Origin of the sequence: Microbacterium arborescens (assembly GCF_030369635.1) — a bacterium.
Taxonomy (GTDB): Bacteria; Actinomycetota; Actinomycetes; order Actinomycetales; family Microbacteriaceae; genus Microbacterium.
In genome coordinates this window covers 1,029,824-1,049,772 of record NZ_CP128474.1, presented here as the reverse complement: position 1 = coordinate 1,049,772, position 19,949 = coordinate 1,029,824, and the positions used below count along the sequence as shown (strand labels likewise).

20 protein-coding genes are annotated in these 19,949 nt (G+C 70.0%); 8 read left to right on the top strand and 12 right to left on the bottom strand.

The features are described 5' to 3' along the window. Nucleotides 1-56: 56 nt before the first annotated feature. Complete coding sequence (locus QUC20_RS04910) at nt 57-482, top strand: OsmC family peroxiredoxin (protein WP_023951786.1); 426 nt, start codon at nt 57-59, stop codon at nt 480-482. Beyond that, entirely contained in the window at nt 475-1,389 is a 915-nt protein-coding gene (locus QUC20_RS04905; protein WP_289331114.1) for a TIGR01777 family oxidoreductase, read from the top strand. The genes QUC20_RS04910 and QUC20_RS04905 overlap by 8 nt, the downstream gene beginning before the upstream one ends. A 1-nt stretch (nt 1,390) precedes the next feature. On the opposite strand, the gene QUC20_RS04900 is transcribed toward QUC20_RS04905, so the two are convergent. From QUC20_RS04900 to QUC20_RS04870, 7 genes are all read right to left on the bottom strand, one after another. Continuing rightward, nucleotides 1,391-1,840, bottom strand: coding sequence for a tetratricopeptide repeat protein (locus QUC20_RS04900; protein ID WP_289331113.1), 450 nt, complete (start codon nt 1,838-1,840; stop codon nt 1,391-1,393). Continuing rightward, nucleotides 1,837-2,652: a 4-hydroxy-tetrahydrodipicolinate reductase gene (dapB, locus tag QUC20_RS04895; RefSeq protein WP_289331112.1), complete on the bottom strand. Its 816-nt coding sequence runs from the start codon at nt 2,650-2,652 to the stop codon at nt 1,837-1,839. Before dapB ends, QUC20_RS04900 begins: the two co-directional genes overlap by 4 nt. 10 nt (nt 2,653-2,662) lie before the next feature. Continuing rightward, nucleotides 2,663-3,484, bottom strand: coding sequence for a TSUP family transporter (locus tag QUC20_RS04890; protein ID WP_289331111.1), 822 nt, complete (start codon nt 3,482-3,484; stop codon nt 2,663-2,665). Nucleotides 3,485-3,552: 68 nt separating this feature from the next. Continuing rightward, entirely contained in the window at nt 3,553-4,044 is a 492-nt protein-coding gene (locus QUC20_RS04885; protein ID WP_289331474.1) for a GrpB family protein, read from the bottom strand. 87 nt (nt 4,045-4,131) lie between these two features. Then, nucleotides 4,132-4,731, bottom strand: a complete 600-nt coding sequence (locus QUC20_RS04880) for a histidine phosphatase family protein (RefSeq protein WP_120264358.1) — start codon at nt 4,729-4,731, stop codon at nt 4,132-4,134. An 85-nt stretch (nt 4,732-4,816) separates the two neighbouring features. After that, complete coding sequence (locus tag QUC20_RS04875; RefSeq protein ID WP_434543654.1) at nt 4,817-5,842, bottom strand: aldo/keto reductase; 1,026 nt, start codon at nt 5,840-5,842, stop codon at nt 4,817-4,819. A gap of 201 nt (nt 5,843-6,043) precedes the next feature. Then, nucleotides 6,044-8,323 (bottom strand): polyribonucleotide nucleotidyltransferase, encoded by a 2,280-nt coding sequence (locus tag QUC20_RS04870; RefSeq protein ID WP_289331109.1) that lies wholly within the window; start codon nt 8,321-8,323, stop codon nt 6,044-6,046. A gap of 289 nt (nt 8,324-8,612) precedes the next feature. Between QUC20_RS04870 and QUC20_RS04865 the strand changes: the two genes are divergently transcribed. Further along, the gene (locus tag QUC20_RS04865) at nt 8,613-8,795 is read left to right on the top strand and encodes a DUF5302 domain-containing protein (protein WP_120263127.1); all 183 of its coding nucleotides are present in this window, start codon (nt 8,613-8,615) and stop codon (nt 8,793-8,795) included. A 133-nt stretch (nt 8,796-8,928) separates the two neighbouring features. On the opposite strand, the gene QUC20_RS04860 is transcribed toward QUC20_RS04865, so the two are convergent. Beyond that, nucleotides 8,929-10,377, bottom strand: coding sequence for a cation:dicarboxylate symporter family transporter (locus QUC20_RS04860; RefSeq protein WP_120263128.1), 1,449 nt, complete (start codon nt 10,375-10,377; stop codon nt 8,929-8,931). Nucleotides 10,378-10,534: 157 nt separating this feature from the next. Between QUC20_RS04860 and QUC20_RS04855 the strand changes: the two genes are divergently transcribed. Both QUC20_RS04855 and QUC20_RS04850 read left to right on the top strand, forming a co-directional pair. Beyond that, complete coding sequence (locus tag QUC20_RS04855; protein WP_289331108.1) at nt 10,535-11,797, top strand: sensor histidine kinase; 1,263 nt, start codon at nt 10,535-10,537, stop codon at nt 11,795-11,797. After that, entirely contained in the window at nt 11,794-12,474 is a 681-nt protein-coding gene (locus tag QUC20_RS04850; protein ID WP_120263129.1) for a response regulator, read from the top strand. The genes QUC20_RS04855 and QUC20_RS04850 overlap by 4 nt, the downstream gene beginning before the upstream one ends. A 116-nt stretch (nt 12,475-12,590) precedes the next feature. On the opposite strand, the gene QUC20_RS04845 is transcribed toward QUC20_RS04850, so the two are convergent. Then, nucleotides 12,591-14,576, bottom strand: a complete 1,986-nt coding sequence (locus QUC20_RS04845) for a GDSL-type esterase/lipase family protein (RefSeq protein WP_120264360.1) — start codon at nt 14,574-14,576, stop codon at nt 12,591-12,593. Nucleotides 14,577-14,726: 150 nt separating this feature from the next. On the opposite strand from QUC20_RS04845, the gene QUC20_RS04840 reads away from it, so the two are divergent. Further along, nucleotides 14,727-15,410: a DedA family protein gene (locus tag QUC20_RS04840; protein WP_289331107.1), complete on the top strand. Its 684-nt coding sequence runs from the start codon at nt 14,727-14,729 to the stop codon at nt 15,408-15,410. On the opposite strand, the gene QUC20_RS04835 is transcribed toward QUC20_RS04840, so the two are convergent. Next, on the bottom strand, nt 15,322-15,966 hold the full coding sequence (locus tag QUC20_RS04835) for a CE1759 family FMN reductase (protein ID WP_023951815.1): 645 nt from the start codon (nt 15,964-15,966) through the stop codon (nt 15,322-15,324). The two genes, QUC20_RS04840 and QUC20_RS04835, sit on opposite strands and share 89 nt — an antisense overlap. Beyond that, the gene (locus QUC20_RS04830) at nt 15,963-17,159 is read right to left on the bottom strand and encodes an LLM class flavin-dependent oxidoreductase (protein WP_289331473.1); all 1,197 of its coding nucleotides are present in this window, start codon (nt 17,157-17,159) and stop codon (nt 15,963-15,965) included. Before QUC20_RS04830 ends, QUC20_RS04835 begins: the two co-directional genes overlap by 4 nt. A gap of 147 nt (nt 17,160-17,306) precedes the next feature. Between QUC20_RS04830 and QUC20_RS04825 the strand changes: the two genes are divergently transcribed. Continuing rightward, a complete protein-coding gene (locus QUC20_RS04825) occupies nt 17,307-18,470 on the top strand; it encodes an acyltransferase family protein (RefSeq protein ID WP_289331106.1) in 1,164 nt (387 codons plus the stop codon). 9 nt (nt 18,471-18,479) lie between these two features. Beyond that, entirely contained in the window at nt 18,480-19,493 is a 1,014-nt protein-coding gene (locus tag QUC20_RS04820) for an isopenicillin N synthase family dioxygenase (RefSeq protein ID WP_289331105.1), read from the top strand. A 178-nt stretch (nt 19,494-19,671) separates the two neighbouring features. Here QUC20_RS04820 and rpsO read toward each other — a convergent pair whose 3' ends face one another. Beyond that, nucleotides 19,672-19,941 (bottom strand): 30S ribosomal protein S15, encoded by a 270-nt coding sequence (gene rpsO / locus QUC20_RS04815; protein ID WP_120263133.1) that lies wholly within the window; start codon nt 19,939-19,941, stop codon nt 19,672-19,674. Nucleotides 19,942-19,949 lie beyond the last annotated feature (8 nt).

Genomic DNA, 19,949 nt, shown 5'->3' with positions numbered 1-19,949 from the left:
CGCACCCCGCGCCGTCTCGAAGCGGCACCCGCTGCCGCCCGGTGAAGAGGAGAGTCATGAGCGTCACGAGCGAAGCAACCACCAGCTGGAAGGGCAGCCTGACCGAGGGATCGGGCCAGATCGCCCTTGAGAGCTCGAACCAGGGACCGTTCGAGGTCAATTGGAAGGCTCGGAGCGAAGGCTCCAGCGCCGTGACCACTCCCGAGGAGCTGATCGCCGCCGCCCACTCCTCGTGCTTCTCGATGGCCCTTTCCCACGCCCTCGCCGAGAACGGAACGCCGCCCGAGTCGGTCGAGACCACCGCATCGGTCACCTTCATCCCGGGCACCGGCATCACGGGTTCGCACCTGAACGTCAATGCCGTCGTCCCGGGCCTGTCGGCCGAGGACTTCGACCGGCTGGCCCAGGAGGCGAAGAGCGGATGCCCCGTCTCGGCAGCCCTCGCCGGCATCGAGATCACCCTCGAGGCCACGCTTGGCTGATCAGGCCCCCGGGGGCCGTGTCGTCGTCGCGGGCGCGTCCGGGCTGATCGGGCGCGCCCTCGTCGACTCGCTGCGCGACGATGGCGTCGCGGTCACCCGGCTGGTCCGCCGCTCCCCCGTCGCCGCCGACGAGGTCCAGTGGTTCCCGGGCGAGCGCCCGCTCGACCCGGGTGTCCTCGACGGCGCGCGGGCCGTAGTGGGGCTGAACGGTGCGAGCATCGGCCGATTCCCGTGGACGCGCTCGTACAAGCACGAGCTCGTGTGGTCGCGACTGCTCCCGACGGAGACCCTCGCCACCGCGGTACGCGCCCTCGGCTCGGATGCCCCCGCCTTCCTGTCGTCGTCAGCCGTCGGCTATTACCCGACCCGGCCCGGCGTGCGCATGACCGAGACAGCGGCTCGGGGCGACTCCTTCCTCGCCGATCTGTGCGGCGAGTGGGAGGCGGCGGCGCTGACCGCTCGTGAGCGGGCACGGGTGGTCCTCCTGCGGACGGCGCCGGTCGTGCATCCCGAAGGTGTGCTGAAGCCGCTCATGCTGCTGACGCGGGCGGGCCTGTCCGGACCGATCGGTCGGGGCACGCAGGTGTGGCCCTGGATCTCACTCGTCGACGAGGTCGCCGCCATCCGACACCTCATCGACGCAGACGTGGCCGGCCCGGTCAATCTCACGGGGCCGACGCGCGCGACGGCGAACGACCTCGGTTTCGCCCTGGCCATGCGGATGAACCGCCCCTACCTGGTCCGCGCTCCCGAGTGGGGGCTGCGGCTCGTGCTGGGACGCGATGCCACCGAGGCGCTCCTGACCAACGACACCGACGTGGCGCCGGCGGTGCTGCAGAAGTCGGGCTTCGTGTTCACGCACGAGCGCGTCGAGGACGCGATCCGAGCGGTCGTCCCGCCCCGCTGAATCAGCCGCGTCGCCCAGCGCGCTCCAGCGATATCGCGGTACGCACCGCCTGGCGTGCGCGCCGTCGATCGCCGGCACCGTCGTAGGCGAGGCCCAGTCGGAACCAGGCGCGCCAGTCGTCGGGCGCCTCTTCGACGGCTTCGCGGTATCGCGGGAACAGCGCGTCCGCCTCAGCACGGTCGGGACGGCCGCTGGGCGACAGGTCGACGCTCTCTTCCGGCAGAGCCGACTCTTCTTCGAGGCGCCGGGCGAGTCGCGACGCGCTCGCACCGAACGTCAGCTCACGCCAGAGCGCCCAGGAAGCGATGATCGGGAGGACGATCAGCGCGATACCCATCGCGACGCCCACGGGTTCCCCCGTCATGACGAGCAGGACTGCCCGCTGCGCGACGAAGACGATGTACAGCGCCAGCAGCGCTGCCATGATCAGTGTCAGGATGCGGGTGCTCATGCTCTGGTGACGCGCGCGACCTGACCGGGGACGTCGCCCTCGTCTCCCGGCGCTCCGGTCGTCGAGCGCGACGGCGGACGGATGCCGATGTCGATGAAGCTGTCGAGACCGACCGTGATCCCCCGGGCGTCTCGGGCCGCGTCGAGGGCGATGCGGATGCCGGGTTCGTACGCACGTGCAGGATCGACCGTGTCGTGCACGATCGACAGGGCCTCGCCCGGTCCGGAGAGAATCGTCTCCTGACGGGCGACGACGCCGGGCCGACGAAGCGAATGGATCGGGACGCTGGCGACCTTCTGGCCGCGCGCGCGCTGATCCGCGTGCGGCGACTCGACCGGCCCGACCCCGGCGCGGGCGGCGGCGATCAGCTCGGCGGTGCGGACCGCGGTGCCACTCGGCGAGTCGACCTTCGTCTCGCGGTGGGCCTCGATGATCTCGATCGACGGGAAGAGCGCGGCGGCCGCCGCAGCCAGCGCGCTGCCGACGACCGAGCCGAGCGAGAAGTTGGGGATGAAGACGACTCCGACCCCGGCGGCGTCGACCACCGGCCGAACCTGGGCGATGCGCTCCTGCGACCAGCCCGACGTCCCGACGAGCACGTTGATACCGCGTTCGACGGCCGCCCGGACGACGTCGGTCGAGACGGCGGGCGTCGACGCGTCGACGACGAGGTCGGCGCCGTCGAGCTCGTCGAGACTGCTGCGGCTCGTCAGGACCGCCGAGATCTCGAAGCCGTCGGACGCCTCGATGACGTCTCGGATGATGCCGCCGAGCTTTCCGGTGCCGCCCACGAGGGCCACGCGCGTGGTCATGGCGACCAGCCTACGCGGGCGCGAACTGCATGAACGTGTCCCAGGCGAGCTTGACCACCAGGACCGACAGGACGACGAGGAACACGATCCGAACGAACCCGCTGCCGTTCTTCGTCGCCATACGCGCGCCGATGAACCCGCCGGTCATATTCGCCACGGCCATGACGACCGCCAGCAGCAACAGGATCTCACCGTGGACGCCGTAGACGAGGAGCGCGGCCAGGTTCGTCGTGAGGTTCGCGATCTTCGCGTTGACGCTCGCCTGCAGAAAGCCGTAGCCCAGCACGGCGACGAGCAGGATGACGAAGAATGAGCCGGTGCCCGGACCGAGGATGCCGTCGTAGAACCCGACCACGACGCCGATGACCGCTGAGCGCCAGATGATCGCGCCACGCGATTCGTGGCGCGGCTCGTGGTGCAGGCCCATCTTGGGTTTGAGCAGCGTGTAGATCGCGACCGCGACGACGGCCACGAGGACGATCGGGGTGAGGAGTTCCCGGGGAACGTAGCGCGAGAGTGCGGCGCCCGCCGCCGACCCTCCGAAAGCTCCCCCGACGAGCGGCACGAGCAGCACGAGTTGCACGCGGATCCGCCGCAGGTAGACCCAGCTCGCCGACAACGTGCCCGCGAAAGACGACAGCTTGTTCGTCCCGAGGATGAAGGGGGTCGCGACATCCTTCGGCACGCCGATGACGAGGGCGGGAAGCTGGATCAGCCCTCCCCCGCCGACGACCGCGTCGACCCAGCCTGCCACCCCGGCCGCGACGATCAGGAAGATCAACGCCGAGACGGAGACCGGAAGCCAGTCGGCGAGCAGAGGACCATCGAGCACCGATCGATTCTCCGGTTCAGTGCCCGCCGCGTCCAATCGGCAGCGCGTGAGCGGGCCGCGAGCACGGATCAGCCGCGCATGTCGCTGAAGAACGCGGTCTTCGCACGTGTGTAGTCGTCGTAGTCCGATTTGCCCGCGTTGGCGGCCGACAGCGCGCGCTTCAGTTCCTGATAACGTGCGCGGAGCACGGGATCGGCGCGGAGCGCGTCGCGGAATCGCACCGTCTCGAGCGCCCAGGGCGAATCGGCGCGCCGCACGTGCAGGATGACCGCGGCGCCGCTCGCGACGTACAGCCGCTTCTCCCAGACCTCGTCGGCGACGTCGCCGGAGCCACGCGGGATGTCACGGCTCACGCCCGGCGAATCGGGTCGGGAACCCCACTCGCGACGGAAGCCCGCGGGTCTCAGCCGAGCCCCCAGCTCGTCTTCGTCGGGCAGCGGCAGGATGCTGACCTGCAGGTCGATGATCGGCTTGGCGTCGAGTCCCGGCACCGCCGTCGAGCCGATGTGGTGGAAGCCGGCGGCATCCGCTCCCGGCAGCCCGGCGAGGGCCTCGCGGATACGGTCGATGTACTTGCGGGCGTCAGCCGCCCACGAGGGGTCGTGGGGCGCGAGCCGCGCGGGATTGCCGGGCCGTTCTGCCGCCGCTCAGACCGGAAGGATGTCGGGAAGTCCGGTGCGCAGTTCGACGGGCAGGTGCGAGAGGTCGTTGTGCGAGACCATGGTCCAGGGGCGACCGGGACGCTGCGCGAGGACCGTCAGTCCGCAATGAGCCTGGTTGATGGTCAGCCACCGCCAGTCGGGCGCCTGAAGCACCTCGCGGACGAACCACGCGATGACGAAGTTGTGCGTGATCAGCAGCTCGTGACTGTCGGGCTTGCGAGCGAGGAACTCACCGACGGCATCCGCCATCTGGGCCGCACCGGCCTCGGTCTCGGCCTCGGTGTACGAGCCGAAGAACGGTTCGTAGACGGCGGGTGTGTCGGGCGTCATCCCGGTGGGCACGCAGTCGAACAGCAGCGATGACGCCTGCGGTGAGAGCGAGGGCAGGCGCTTGGCCACGGCCCGCGCCGTCTCTTGCGCACGTTCGAGCGGCGAGTGCCAGACGGCGTCGAGCGGCACGCCGGAGATGCGATCGGCCAGCAGTTCGGCTTGGCGGCGGCCACGGGGAGACAGCGGACCATCTTCGAGACCGTGCTCGGCGTCCTGATGCTCTCCGTGGCGCACGAGGTAGAGATACTGCGTCACAGAAGCTCGATTCGAAACGATGAACAGGGCGCCATCCACCATACGTCACCCCTCTGACAGAGGCTCCAGCCCATCCCGGATCGGCTTACTCCACCGCGCGCGCGATCTCTGCCAGGTGCGAACGACCGAGCCGCGCCCCGACGCCCTGGACGAGCTGATCGACGTGCACCGGACGGCTCGCGTTGATGATCGGCGCCGTGACGACGCGTTGCGCGAGAAGCCAGGAGACCGCGATCGCGGCAGTCGAGACCGACAGCTCCTCCGAGATGCGGTCGAGCGCCTTCAGGGTCCGCGCGCCGCGACGGTTCATCCACGCGGCGAGCTGCGAGCCGCGCACCGATGACGACAGGCCGGCCCGATCGCGGTGACGACCCGTGAGGTAGCCGTGCTCGAGCGCCTGCGACGGCGTGACGGCGAGTCCTTGAGCCCCCGCGATGAGGCGCAGATCGCCGTCGAAATCGGATCGATGCAGCAGGTTGTACGGAACGTCCACCGCCGCGAAACGCGGATACCCCGCCGACGACAGGATGCGCGCTTCGACGAGCTGCATGGCGGAGTAGCCGGCTGCCCCCAGCGCACCGACCTTCCCGCTGTCGACGAGCCATTCCGCGGTCGCGAGCGTGTCTTCGAGCGCCGTGATGCTGTCGGTGGCGGCATCCAGGTAGAGCAGATCGATGCGATCGATGCCGAGACGGCCGAGCGATGCCTCGACGGAGCGCACGAGATTGACCGAGCCGAGGCCCGGGTTGTCGGGGTTGCCGCCGACACGCACCGTGACGACGATCTCGTCGCGGTTGCCCCGGCTCGAGAGCCACCGTCCGATGATGTGCTCGCTTCGACCCGAGGCGTAGCCGTCCGACGTGTGCAGGGCATTGCCGCCCCGCTGAGCATAAGCGTCGAGGACGGCGTGACTCGCTGCGAGGTCGATCGTCCAGCCGAACTCGGAACCGCCGAGGATGAGGGGGAAGATCTGCAGTCCGGTGTCGCCGAGACCGACCCGGATGTCGGACCCCAGCGGCTTGCCGTGGACCGGGATCGGGCTGGAGGGATGCACGTGGGGTACGGCGGGCGCACCTCCAGGTGCGACCTGAGCCACCCGTTCCCCCGACATCACACACCTCCGGTCGGCACCGAGGAAATGCGGGGCGCGGCTCCCCGGCGCGCTCTTCGAGAGTAGGACACCGGGCGACGGTGGGCGCGCATTGCCGCGAACGGGCCGTGAATTCCCCATAACTGTTTCATCACGGTGTGCGCCGCGAACAGCGGATGCCCGCCCCCGAGACGGGGACGGGCATCCGGGCGATCAGTCGATTCAGCCTTCGGCGGGAGCCTCGGGGCCCTCGCTCGCAGCGGCCGAGCCGTCCTGATCGGCGGTCTCCTCGAGAACGGGCTCGAGGGAGAGCTTGCCGCGGTCGTCGATCTTCGTGATGCGCACGAGGATCTTCTGGCCGACACCGAGGACATCCTCGACGTTCTCGACGCGCTTGCCACCGGCGAGCTTGCGGACCTCGCTGACGTGCAGCAGTCCGTCCTTGCCGGGCAGGAGCGATATGAACGCGCCGAACGTCGCGATCTTCACGACGGTTCCGAGGAACTGCTCGCCGACCTCCGGGTTGGTGGGGTTGGCGATCGCGTTCACGCGGGCACGAGCAGCCTCGGCCGAGGGGCCGTCGGTCGCGCCGATGTAGACGGTGCCGTCCTCTTCGATCGAGATGTCGGCGCCCGTCTCGTCCTGGATCGAGTTGATCGTCTTGCCCTTGGGGCCGATCAGCTCGCCGATCTTGTCGACCGGGATCTGGACGCTGATGACGCGCGGAGCGGTCGGTGCCATCTCGTCGGGGCTGTCGATGGCGGCGTTCAGGACACCGAGGATCGTCAGACGAGCCTCCTTGGCCTGGGTCAGCGCTGCCGAGAGCACCGACGACGGGATGCCGTCGAGCTTCGTGTCGAGCTGGATCGCCGTGACGAACTCGCTCGTGCCGGCGACCTTGAAGTCCATGTCGCCGAGCGCGTCCTCGGCGCCCAGGATGTCGGTCAGCGCCGCGTAGCGGGTCTCACCGTCGACCTGGTCGGACACGAGGCCCATCGCGATACCGGCGACCGGGGCGCGCAGGGGCACACCGGCGTTCAGCAGCGACAGGGTCGAGGCGCACACCGAGCCCATCGAGGTCGAGCCGTTCGACCCGAGGGCCTCGGAGACCTGACGGATCGCGTACGGGAACTCCTCGCGGCTCGGCAGCACCGGCACGAGGGCGCGCTCGGCGAGGAAGCCGTGCCCGATCTCGCGACGCTTCGGGCTGCCGACGCGACCGGTCTCACCGGTCGAGTAGGGCGGGAAGTTGTAGTGGTGCAGGTAGCGCTTGCTCGTCGTGGGCGAGAGCGAGTCGATCTGCTGCTCCATCTTCAGCATGTTCAGCGTGGTGACGCCCAGGATCTGGGTCTCGCCGCGCTGGAAGATCGCGGAGCCGTGGACGCGCGGGATGACCTGCACCTCGGCGTCGAGCGGACGGATGTCGGCCAGACCGCGACCGTCGATACGCACACCCTCGCTGAGGATGCGGCCGCGGACGATCTTCTTCGTGACCGACTTGTACGCGGCGGAGAACTCCGCGAGCGCGGACGCGGGCAGCTGCTCAGCCTCGACGGCGGCGGCGACCTCGCCCTTGACACGGTCCTTGATCGCGTCGTCGGCGCTCTGGCGCTCCTGCTTGTCGGCGATCTGGTAGACGCTCGTCAGCTCGCCGTACGCACGCTCGGCCACGAAGTCGTAGACCTCGGGAGCGTAGGGCGGGAAGACGGGGTAGACACCCGGCTCACGCGATGCCGACGCGGCCATCGACGCCTGCGCGTCGACGAGCTGCTTGATGAAGGGCTTCGCGGCCTCGAGGCCCTGCGCGACGACCTCTTCGCTCGGCTTGACGGCGCCACCCTTGATGAGGTTCCAGCTGCCCTCGGTCGCCTCGGCCTCGACCATCATGATGGCCACTTCGCCGTCGGGGAGCACCCGGCCGGCGACGGTGAGGTCGAAGACCGCCTCTTCGACGACCTTCTGGTTCGGGAAGACGACCCACTGGTCCTCGTGCTCGCCGTGACCGGGGACGAGCGCCAGGCGCACGCCGGCGATCGGGCCGGAGAACGGCAGACCCGAGATCTGGGTCGAGGCGGAGGCCGCGTTGATCGCGAGCGCGTCGTAGTACTCGCCGGGCGCGATCGAGAGGACCGTGATGACGATCTGGACCTCGTTGCGCAGGCCGTCGACGAACGACGGGCGCAGCGGACGGTCGATCAGACGGCAGACGAGGATCGCCTCGGTCGAGGGGCGGCCCTCGCGGCGGAAGAACGAGCCGGGGATCTTGCCGGCGGCGTACGAGCGCTCTTCGACGTCGACGGTGAGCGGGAAGAAGTCGAAGCCTTCGCGCGGGTGCTTTCCGGCGCTGGTGGCCGAGAGGAGCATCGTCTCCTCGTCGAGGTAGGCGGCAACGGCGCCCTGCGCCTGCTGTGCCAGGCGTCCGGTCTCGAACCGGACGGTGCGGGTGCCGAAGCGGCCGTTGTCGAGGACGGCTTCGGCTGCGGTGATTTCTGGACCTTCCAAGAGGTCCCTCCTTCTTTGTTTAGACTCGCACGCGCGTTTCGCGCACGAGATCGTGCGAAGGAGCGGGGCAGATATGGGCGCGCGGACGAAACCGCGAGAACCGCCTGCGCTGGTCACCAGTCGAAGATCACCATCTCCTCGATCGGGATTCGATCGGGATGGGAACCCACCACAGGGGACCAGCTTCCTGCCGGATCCGCTCCATGAGCTCAGTGTTGAATTGAGCGGGTGCCGGACGGCAACCTGCCCCAGCCTACCAGCGACACTCTCGCCTGCGTATCGTGGCCGTATGAGCGAAGCAGACAAGCCCGCAAGCGCGGCATCCGACGATGTGAAGCGCAAGTTCCGCGAGGCGCTCGAGAAGAAGAACGCACAGCACCGCACCGGAGAGGCTCACCTCGACGGCGACTCGTCGGTGCACGCGTCGCACGGTGCGATGACGAAGCGCGAGTTCCGCCGCAAGAGCGGCTGACCCGACCCGGATGCTGCGGCATCCTCCCCCCTCTCAACCCCCGGCGAGCCGACGCGAACGGCTGCTCGCCGGGGGTTGAGACAACGATTCGCGTCGGGTCGCCGCGCGCGGCCCGGCCGAACGTCGGCAACCGTCAGCGCGTCGCGCCCTCGCGGCGGAGGCGAGCGCGCTCCTCCTTCGCCGCCGCTTCCTCGAGCGCCGCGTCACCGAGACCCTGCGTGCTCACGGCGCCGGTGTCGTCCGACATCCCGTCGTGTCCGTGACCGGTGAGCATCGCCTCGTCGAACGGACGCTCGCCGCTCAGCACGGCGCGGGCCTGGTCACGGTCGAACTCGCGCGTCCAGGTTCCGATGAGGATCGTCGCGACCGCGTTGCCCGTGAAGTTCGTCAGCGCGCGACCCTCCGACATGAAGCGGTCGATGCCGACGATGACACCGACGCCGTTGACGAGGTCGGGACGGTAGGCCTGCAGACCGCCGGCGAGGGTCGCGAGGCCCGCACCGGTGACTCCGGCGGCGCCCTTCGACGCGATGATCATGAAGACCAGCAGGCCGATCTGCTCGGGGATCGACATCGGGGCGCCCATGCCCGCGGCGATGAACAGCGAGGCCATCGTGAGGTAGATGGCGGTCCCGTCGAGGTTGAACGAGTATCCGGTGGGAACCGTGATGCCCACGACCGGCTTCGAGACGCCGACATGCTCCATCTTGGCGATCAGTCGGGGCAGCGCGGATTCGCTCGACGACGTGCCGACGATCAGGAGGTACTCGCGGGCGAGGTACTTCATCAGGCTGAAGATGTTGATCCGCGCGACGGCGTAGAGCAGCGTGCCGAGCACCGCCACGATGAAGACGATGCACGTGATGTAGAACGCGATCATCAGCACGCCGAGGCTCACGATGGCGGCGACGCCCGTCTTGCCGACCACCGCGGCGATCGCGCCGAAGGCCCCGATCGGGGCGAGCCACAGGATCATGCCGAGGATGCGGAAGACCAGCGTCTGCAGGTTCTTCACGGCGCTCATGATCGGCGCGCCCTTCTCGCCGAGCCCCTGGAGCGCGAAACCCACCAGCAGGGCGATGAACAGCACCTGCAGCACGCTCTCGCCCGTGAACGCCGAGAAGAACGTGGTCGGGATGATGCCGAGCAGGAAGTCGGTCGTCGACTTCGCCTCACCCGCAGCCCCGGCATCGTAGGTCGCGCCCTGCATGTTGAGCCCCTCACCCGGGTGGATGATGTTGCCCACGATGAGCCCGATCGCCAGCGCGAAGGTCGACATCACCATGAAGTAGAGCAGGGCGAGGCCGCCGATGCGCCCGACGGTCGCAGCCTTCGCGATCGAGCCGACCCCCACGACGATCGTGCAGAAGATGATCGGCGCGATCATCATCTTGATGAGGTTGACGAACCCCTTGCCGAGCGGCTCGAGACCGATGGCGAAGGTAGGCCATACGAGACCGACGACCGCGCCCAGCACGACCGCCAGGATGACCGAGACATAGAGCCACGTGTGCTTGTCCCAGGCCTGCTTGCCTTTGCGGGCGTTGTATCCCGGGAGGCGGAAAGATGATGTGAGAGCCATGGTCTCCTCCAGCTGAACAGTCGTTGTCCGATGCCGACGTCTCTGTCGGGTGCGGTCCCAGCGTCGGACGGTTCCGCTCGCACGCCGATTTGTGGTCGTATTGGTCGCGGCCCGCGACGCGGGCGCACCCGCCGACGACGACGAGAGCGAGAGCGACATGAGAACGCGCACCCGCAGCGCCGCCTCGCTCGTGTTCGTGGCAGTCGCGGTCGCCGTCGCCGTGCTCACCCTGGCGATCGCCGGCATCCTCATCGCCGACGGGCAGCGCTCCGCGCGCGCCGAAGCCGAGCGCGTCACGCAGGCTGTGGCCCAGACCGTCGCCGACTCGACCCAGGTCGCCGATCTCCTCGCCGCCGACGACCGTGACCTCGCGTCAGCCGAGCTGCAACCCCAGGTCGAACAGGTGATCGTCGATGCCCGTGTCGACTTCGTCACGATCATGGACCCGAGCGGCATCCGGATCACCCACCGGGACGCGGCGCGGATCGGCGAGCGCTACCTCGGCTCGATCCCGGCCGCGGCGCACGCGCTCACGGAGGAGTTCACCGGAACCCTCGGCCCGTCGATACGCACGATCGTTCCCGTGGAGAGCGACGGCCAGGTCGTCGGGTGGGTCTCGGTCGGCGTGACGATCGGCAGCATCGCGGCGACTCTGACGCCACGCCTCCTCGTCGTCGTCGGCATCGCCGTGGCCCTTCTCGCCGCCGGGCTCGTGGGTGCGGTCGTCGCGCGCCGGGCCACCCGGCAGGTCACCGGAGACCTGCCCGCCGGCGCCATCCGTGACGCGGTCTCGTCGTTCGAATCGCTCCGCACGCTCGGCGAGGCGCTGCGTGCGCAGACGCACGAGCACGGCAACCGCATGCACACCGCGATCGCCCTGCTCGAGCTGGGCCGGACCCCCGAGGCCATCGAGATCCTCGCCGAGACCTCGCGGCAGAGCCAGGTCCTCGTCGACGAGGTCGCCGCGCGGCGGGACGGCGACCCGACGGTCGGCGCCCTGCTGCTCGGCAAAGCTTCGCAGGCGAAGGAGCGCGGCATCCGCTGGCGCTCCCGCATCGCGCCCGACGCGCCGCGATCGGTGCTCTCGCCCGTCGACGCGGTCTCGGTCGTGGGTAACCTCATCGACAATGCGCTCGACGCCGCCGCCGGCGGTCCCGAGCCGCGCTGGGTGGAGATCAGGATGACGCGTACCGCGGAGGACGAGCTCGAGATCGCCGTCTCGGACTCGGGCACCGGCGTGCCGACAGACCTGCGGCGACGCATCTTCGAGCACGGCTTCTCGACGAAGCCCGCCGGCACCGAGGGGCGCGGTGTGGGTCTCGCTCTCGTCGCGGCGATCGTCGACGATGCGGGCGGCATGGTCGCCCTCGACCACGATCCGACGACGTTCCGGGTGGTTCTGCCGAGGAGGGGCGCATGATCGGCGTCCTGCTCGTCGACGACGAAGCGCTCACCCTCGACCTGCACCGCCACTACGTCGAGCGTCTCGAGGGCTTCCGGGTCGTGGCCGAATGCAGCGGCGCGCGGGCCGCGTTGCGGGCGCTCCTCGAAAGCCCCACCGCGCCCGAGATCGACCTCGTGCTGCTCGACATGACGATGCCCGACGGATCAGGACTCGACGTCCTCCGTCATCTGCGGGCACGCGCGCGCGACGTCGACGTCATCGCGATCACCTCGGTGCGCGACGCCGATGTGGTCCGGCAGGTCGTCGGCCTCGGCGCGGTGCAGTACCTCGTGAAGCCCTTCACCTTCGCCGACTTCCAGGAGCGGATGTCGCAGTACGCGCGTTTCCGGGCCCGGGCCAGCGAGACCACGGGGGCGGCCACCCAGGCCGAGATCGATGCGCTGCTCGGAGCGCTGCGACCCGTCACCGCGCCCATCCCGAAGGGCCTGGCTCCCGAGACGCTCGACCGTGTGTCGCATCGGCTCCGCGAAGCCGGGGCGCTGTCGGCCCGCGAGGCGGCGGAGTCGCTCGGGATGTCGCGCGTCGCGGCGCGCCGGTACCTCGAACATCTCGCCGACGCCGGCAGGGCCGAGCGCGCGCAGCGCTACGGCGCGCCCGGCCGCCCGGAAGCGGAGTACCGCTGGCGCGCCTGACCCCGCGCGCCACCGGCATCCGCTGAGAACGCACCGTCGCCCCGAGGACGTACCGAAGGGGGTGCGATCTCGCGGCGACGGTGCGTTCTCGGCGGGCGCAGCGCGGGGGGCGAGGGCTAATGGGGCTGGGAGGAGTGGTGGGGGGCGGTGGGGCCGATGCGGACGTAGGCGGGGAGCTTGGGCGACACGCCATCGCCGGCGGTGCGACCGCGCAGCCGCCGCCACACCCACGGGAGCGCGTCGCGACGCAGCCAGGTTCCCGACACGACGGGGTCGTCGTCGAGATGGAAGGCCTCGTCGAGACCGGCGAGCGCCTCGGCGTGCGGCACCCCGAGCGCTTCCGCCGCGCGATAGGCGACGATCCGGTGTCCGCGCGACCGCAGATGCACCTTGTCGTCGGCCCACAGGTCGAGGCGGGCGAGTTCGGGTACCGCCTCCAGATCGACCAGGATCGCGCCGGTGCTCGCGGCGACCGCGCGCAACCGGGCGTTGTAGGCCGCGAAGCGGCGCGCGAACATGCCCGCTGCGGCCCTTCCCGGCAGGAAGACGGTCGCGAGCAGCACGTCGGCGCCGGATTCGCGCAGTCGGCGGACCGCGATCTCGACCTCATCGGCGACGCTCGCGACGTCGACGCGCGCCTGTACGAGGTCGTTGGCTCCGATGAGCACCGACACCAGGTCGGGTCGGAGCGCCAGGCACGCGGGCACCTGCTCGTCGACGAGGTGACGCACGCGCCTACTGCGGACGGCGAGGTTCGCATACTGGAAGGCTCCCGTTCCGCCGCTGCCCCGCGGCGCGGCGGCGGCGAGGAGCTGGGCGAGACGATCCGCCCACCCCCGGTGCATCCCCGCCGGCATGCGCGACGTGTCGCAGAGCCCCTCCGTGATCGAGTCGCCCAGCGCGACGTAGCGCCGCCAGAGCGGCGGCCCCTCGCCCGCGGCGGGCAGCTCGGCACGCGGCCACACCCGGGCCCGCCGGACGCGGTCGATCGCGTGCAGCTCCGCCGCGCGCTCATAGTGGCCGATCAGGGCATCACCGAGGCTCTCCCAGGTCCGCCCGGCGACGGCGTCTCGGGCCGCAGCACCGAAGGCTCGCCGCTTCGCCGCATCCCCCGCAAGGTCAGCGACCCGACTGCGGAGGTCGTCCGCGTCTCCGGGCCGGTACAGCCACCCGTCGACGCTGCTGCGGACGAGGTCGAGGGGTCCGCCGCGCCCGGTCGCGACGACCGGCACCCCGCTCGCCTGCGCCTCCTGGATGGTCTGACCGAACGTCTCGCTCTCACCGGGATGCACGAACACGTCGAAGCTCGCCATCGCCGTCGCGAGCGCGTCGCCCTGCAGGTGACCGAGGAAGACGGCATCCGGCAGGAGGTTCTCCAGACTCGTCCGCGAGGGCCCGTCGCCCACGATGACCAGTCGAACGCCGGGCAGCGAGCTGAGCGCCGCCAGATCTTCGATCTGTTTCTCGGGGGCGAGCCGCCCGACATATCCGACGACGACGTCGCCGTCAGCCGTTTCCGGAACGACACGCCCACGCCAGGCCTCGTCGCGGCGGTGGGGCGCGAAGCGGATGCCGTCGACCCCGCGGCCCCAGATCGCGACGCGATCGACACCGAGGTCCTGCAGTTGCCGCCGTGCCGCGTCGGCGGGAGCGAGCGTCAGCGTCGCGCGACGATGCAGCCGCCTCACGTGCGCCGCCGTGAGCGCCGTGGCGTGGGGAACGCCGTACCGCTCGGTGTACGCGATGACGTCGGTCTGGTAGACGGCGACGCTCGGCAGACCGAGCCCCTCGGCCGCGAGCAGCCCTTGCCACCCGAGGAGGAACGGCGAAGCGAGATGCACGACATCGGGCCGGAACGCTCGCAGCGCCCGTGCGACCGAGGCCACGGGCGGCGCCGCCACCCGCACCGCGGGGTACCGGGGCATCGGAATCGAACGCACCGTCCGCCCCGGCACGGCGAGCGGATGCCGCCGCCCCGCACCCGGCGCGACGACGAAGGCCTCGTGCCCGCGGTGCTCGAGGTGCTCGAGCACCCGCAGCACGGAACCGGTGACCCCGTTCATGTGGGGCAGGAACGACTCGGTGACCACCGCGACTCTCACGAGACCAGGGTGGCTCCGGTCGCGCACCCCCGCGCGGCGAAGCAGCCGGTATCGCCCACTGTTCACGCGATCCTCGGCGGTCGGTCACCTCGCGGACGCCTGTCCGTCGCCGTTCCCGCACCGTTCATCCCCGACTGATAGGGATACCGCGTGCCCGCCGACCTGCTGACAACGATCGCCGACGGGCCGTGGCTGCTCGTCGGGGTCTTCGCGCTCGTCCTGCTCGATTCCGTGCTGGTCGTCGTACCCGGTGAGATCGCGGTGACGGCGGCTGGTGCGCTCGCAGCCGCCACCGGCGACCCGCCGCTGCTCGGCGTCGTCGCAGTCGCCGCGTCCGCCGCGTTCTGCGGAGACGCCCTCTGCTACGCGGTGGGCCGCCGCATCGGACTGCGCCGTTGGCGGTGGATGCGGCATAGACGAGTGGCGGAGGCGTTCGCGTGGGCGGGGTCACGACTGTCGCGCGGCACCGCGACAGTCGTCTTCACCGCCCGCTTCATCCCGTTCGCGCGCCTCGCGGTCAACCTCACCGCGGGAGCCACGCGGGTGCCGTCCGGCCGTTTCCTCCCGGTGGCCGCGATCGCGGCCACCGCCTGGGCGGCCTACCAGAGCATCATCGGCGCCGCGATCGGCGCGCTGCTGCCCGACGCGCCGATCGTCGCGGTCGTCGTATCCGTCGCAGCGGCGCTCGCGCTGGGCGCCGCGATCGATGTGATCGCGGCCGCCCTCACGCGGCGCCGCGAGCGGGTCACTCCCCCGCGAGACCGCCGAGCAGGTGACCGAACGACTTGCCCTCGCCGAGGTACGAGGCGGGGTCGAACGGATCCGCGTCCGTGACGGGCGTGCGTGCCACGACGGCGGCGGCGAGCTCACGTGCCCCGCGCTCGACCCGGGCGCTCAGCGGAGCGACCTCGTCGGCCTTGCTCCCCCAGTCGCTCGACGCGGCGAAGACACCTGTCGACACGGGTGCTGCGTGCAGATACGCGAACAGCGGCCGGATGGCGTAGTCGATTGCGAGCGAGTGCCGAGCCGTGCCCGCGTTCGCCCCGATCAGCACGGGCTTCCCCGTGAGCGAGTCGGGGTCGAGCACGTCGATGAACGACTTGAACAGCCCGGAGTAGCTCGTCGAGAAGATCGGTGTCACGGCGATGAGCGCGTCGGCCGAGACGACCGAGTTGATCGCCGACTCGAGCGCGGGCGGGGCGAAGCCCGTCAGCAGGTTGTTGGTGATGTCGTGCGCGAGATCGCGCAGCTCGATGACGTCGGCCGTCGCGGTGATGTCGGATGCCGCGAGCTCCGCGATCGTCGCCGTCGCCAAACGGTCGGCCAGCATCCGCGTCGACGACGGGTTCGACAGCCCCGCCGACACGACGGCGATCCGCCGCGCGCTCATCGTGCCGCCGCCACACCGAAGGCCGAACCTGCGGGCGCCGGAGCATCCTGGTAGGGCGAGGGGCCGCTGAGGTTGTCACCGCGGTTGGCGCGAGGACGCGCCTCACGGGCGGGGCCGTCGCCGTAGACCTCGCGCACGCGCGCGGCGTGCGTCGGCGCGTCGGGGACGTCGGCTCCACGACCCTGAGCGAGCTCCTTGCGCAGCACCGGGACGACCTCGCCGCCGAGGATGTCGAGCTGCTCGAGCACGGTCTTCAGCGGAAGACCCGCGTGGTCGATGAGGAAGAGCTGGCGCTGGTAGTCGCCGAACGTCTCGCGCATCGCCGCGTACCGGTCGATGACCTGCTGCGGTGACCCGACGGTAAGCGGCGTCATCTCGCTGAAGTCCTCGAGCGAAGGACCGTGGCCGTAGACGGGGGCGTTGTCGAAGTAGGGGCGGAACTGGCGGACGGCATCCTGCGAGTTCGCACTCATGAACACCTGACCGCCGAGCCCGACGATCGCCTGTTCGGGCGTGCCGTGACCGTAGTGCGCGAAGCGCTGACGGTACAGGTCGATGAGGCGCTGGTAGTGCTCCTTGGGCCAGAAGATGTTGTTCGCGAAGAAGCCGTCGCCGTAGTAGGCGGCCTGCTCCGCGATCTCGGGGGTGCGGATCGAGCCGTGCCAGACGAACGGCGCGACGCCGTCGAGCGGGCGGGGCGTCGAGGTGAAGCCCTGCAGCGGCGTGCGGAACTTGCCCTCCCAGTCGACGACGTCCTCACGCCACAGCTTGTGCAGCAGGGCGTAGTTCTCGATCGCGAGCGGCAGGCCCTGACGGATGTCCTTGCCGAACCACGGGTAGACCGGACCGGTGTTGCCGCGTCCCATGATGAGGTCGACGCGGCCGCCCGAGAGGTGCTGCAGCATCGCGTAGTCCTCGGCGATCTTCACCGGGTCGTTCGTCGTGATCAGGGTCGTCGCCGTCGAGAGGATGAGGCGCTCGGTCTGCGCCGCGATGTAGGCGAGGGTCGTGGTGGGCGACGACGACCAGAACGGCGGGTTGTGGTGCTCGCCGATCGCATAGACGTCGAGCCCGACCTCCTCGGCGTGCTTGGCGATGGTCACGGCTGCGCGGATCTTCTCCGCTTCGCTCGGGGTGTGGCCGGTCGTGGGGTCGGCCGTGATGTCGCTCACGGAGAAGATGCCGAACTGCATCCCCGACCAGCCGGTGTTATCGCTCGTGTGCGTGTTCACGTCGGTCCGCCTTCCCGGATGCCTCGGCATCCGTTTCATGCAAATGAATATAAACCATGCAACGCGATCGCGCTCGGCCTATTCCCGCGGGATAGTGTTTCACCCACGATGACGCATCCCGCCACCGGCACGACCGGAACGCGCCCCAAACGCCGTGTGCCCTTCTGGGACAACGCCCGCTTCGCCTGCATCGTGCTGGTGGTGCTCGGGCACGCGATCCAGCGCCTGACGTACGACTCCGACATCGCGATGGCGATGTACCTCGTGATCTACGCCTTCCACATGCCCGCGTTCGCGATCATCTCGGGGTACTTCTCCAAATCCGACCCGCAGTCGCGGCGGCAGATGGCCCGCGTCATCACCGACATCATCGTGCCGTACGTGATCTTCGAGGGGCTCTGGACGCTCACGAAGTTCCTCGTGGAAGGACACGCGAACCCCAATCCGACGCAGCCCTCGTGGACGCTGTGGTTCCTGCTGGCGCTCGGCATTTTCCGCCTCGTGCTGCCCTACCTCGCACTCCTGCGCTGGCCGCTGCTGTGGGCCTTCGCGATCTCGATCATCTCGGGCTACCTCCCCAACATCGACTCGACGCTCTCACTGTCGCGGACGCTGGGGTTCCTGCCGTTCTTCGTGCTCGGCTGGTGGCTGCGAGACCGCGACGTCGTCGACCGGCTCGGCCTGCTGCGACGCACCCCCGCGACGGTCACCGCCGCCGTCGCGACGCTCGGGGTCGCGGGGTGGGTGGCGTGGGCGTTCATCGGCACGTGGCGCGACATCAACCTCGGCAAATGGATGTTCTACGACGCGAGCTACTCCGATGCGGGCAGCTCCGAGTGGTGGGCAGGAGCAGTGCGGGTCGCGCTGCTGCTGGTGGCCCTGGCCCTCACGGCATCCTTCTTCGCTCTCATCCCCCGTGGCTCGCACCGGTGGACCCGGCTCGGCCAGTACACGATGTACGTCTACCTGCTGCACTCGTTCGTGCTGTACCCCTTCCGCGAGTCGGGCGTGCTGCGAGACGCCGAGCCCACGTGGCTGTGGCTGCCGCTCGTCGTCGTCGCATCGATCCTCATCGCGCTCGGCCTCGCCACCGCTCCGGTCCGACGCGTGTTCCGCCCGCTCGTCGAGCCGCGCCCGGCCTGGCTGTTCCGCGACCCCGGACTCGCCGGACGCGAGGGGCGTCGCAACGACCCGACCGGCTCGCGCCGACCACGGGAGCCCGGCTCGGTCATCCCGCGCAACAATCGCGCGGACGCCCCGGAGGGCTCGTAGCCTCGCTGCATGAGCGAGCTCTCCCTTCCCGTTCTCGACTTCTCCCAGCTCGACGGCGACGCCGCCGACATCGCGCGGTTCCGCGACGAACTGCGGGCCGCGACGCACGACGTCGGCTTCTTCTACCTGACGGGCACCGGCATCCCGGCGGGGCTCGAGGACAGACTGCACCGCGTCGCGCGCGAGTTCTTCGCGCTGCCCGAGGCGGACAAGCTCGCTATCGAGAACGTCAACAGCCCGCACTTCCGCGGCTACACCCGCGTGGGCGGCGAGCTCACGCAGGGCCGTGTCGACTGGCGCGAGCAGATCGACATCGGTCCCGAGCGGCCCGCGGTCGACGACCCCCACGCCCCCGACTACGCGCGACTCATCGGCCCGAACCTGTGGCCTTCTGCACAGCCGGAGCTCCGCGAGGTGGCCGACGCATGGGTCGCCCACCTCTCAGAGGTCGCGCGACGCCTGCTCCGCGCCTGGGCCGAAGCGCTCGGCGCGCCCGCGAGCTACTTCGAGGACCACTTCGGCGAACCTCAGACGCTGCTGAAGATCGTCCGCTACCCCGGCAAGGACGACCCCACGCCGCAGCAGGGCGTCGGCGCGCACAAGGACTCGGGCGCCCTCACTCTGCTGTGGGTCGAGCCCGGCAAGGGCGGGTTGCAGGTCGAGCGGGACGGCGCGTGGGTCGACGCGCCGCCGGTGCCGGGAGCCTTCGTCGTCAACATCGGCGAGCTGCTCGAGTACGCGACAGACGGCTACCTCATCGCGACGAACCATCGCGTCGTCTCGCCTCGGTACCCCGAGGACCGCATCTCGGTGCCGTTCTTCTTCAATCCCGCACTCGATGCCCGGTTCCCGCTCATCGAGCTGCCCGCCGAGCTCGCCGCCCAGGCGAGAGGCGTCACGAAGGACCCCGCCAACCCCATCCACGGGGTGCACGGCGACAACGCCCTCAAGTCGCGCCTGCGGGCACACCCCGACGTCGCCGCCCGCTGGCACGGCGATCTGCTCGCCGCTGACCGCCGCTGACCGCCGCCGAGCACGCACCGTCGCCGCGACAACGCACCGACGAGAGTGCGTGCTCGCGGCGAGGGTACGTTCTCGGCCCACGACGTCGACGGCCGGTGCCGGAAATGCCGAAGGCCGCCCCACACCTGGGACGGCCTTCGCAAGAATGTTTTGCGCGATTGTGCGCGGGTCGCTCTCCTTAGCGGCGGAGACCGAGGCGCTCGATCAGCGCACGGTAGCGCTGGATGTCGAGTTCCTGCAGGTAGCCGAGCAGTCGACGGCGCTGACCGACGAGCAGGAAGAGCCCACGGCGCGAGTGGTGGTCGTGCTTGTGGGTCTTGAGGTGCTCGGTGAGGTCCTTGATGCGCTGCGACATGAGCGCGACCTGCACCTCGGGGGATCCGGTGTCACCGGGGTGCGTCGCGTACTCTTCGATGATCGCCTTCTTGACGTCTGCTTCGAGTGCCATAGATGGGA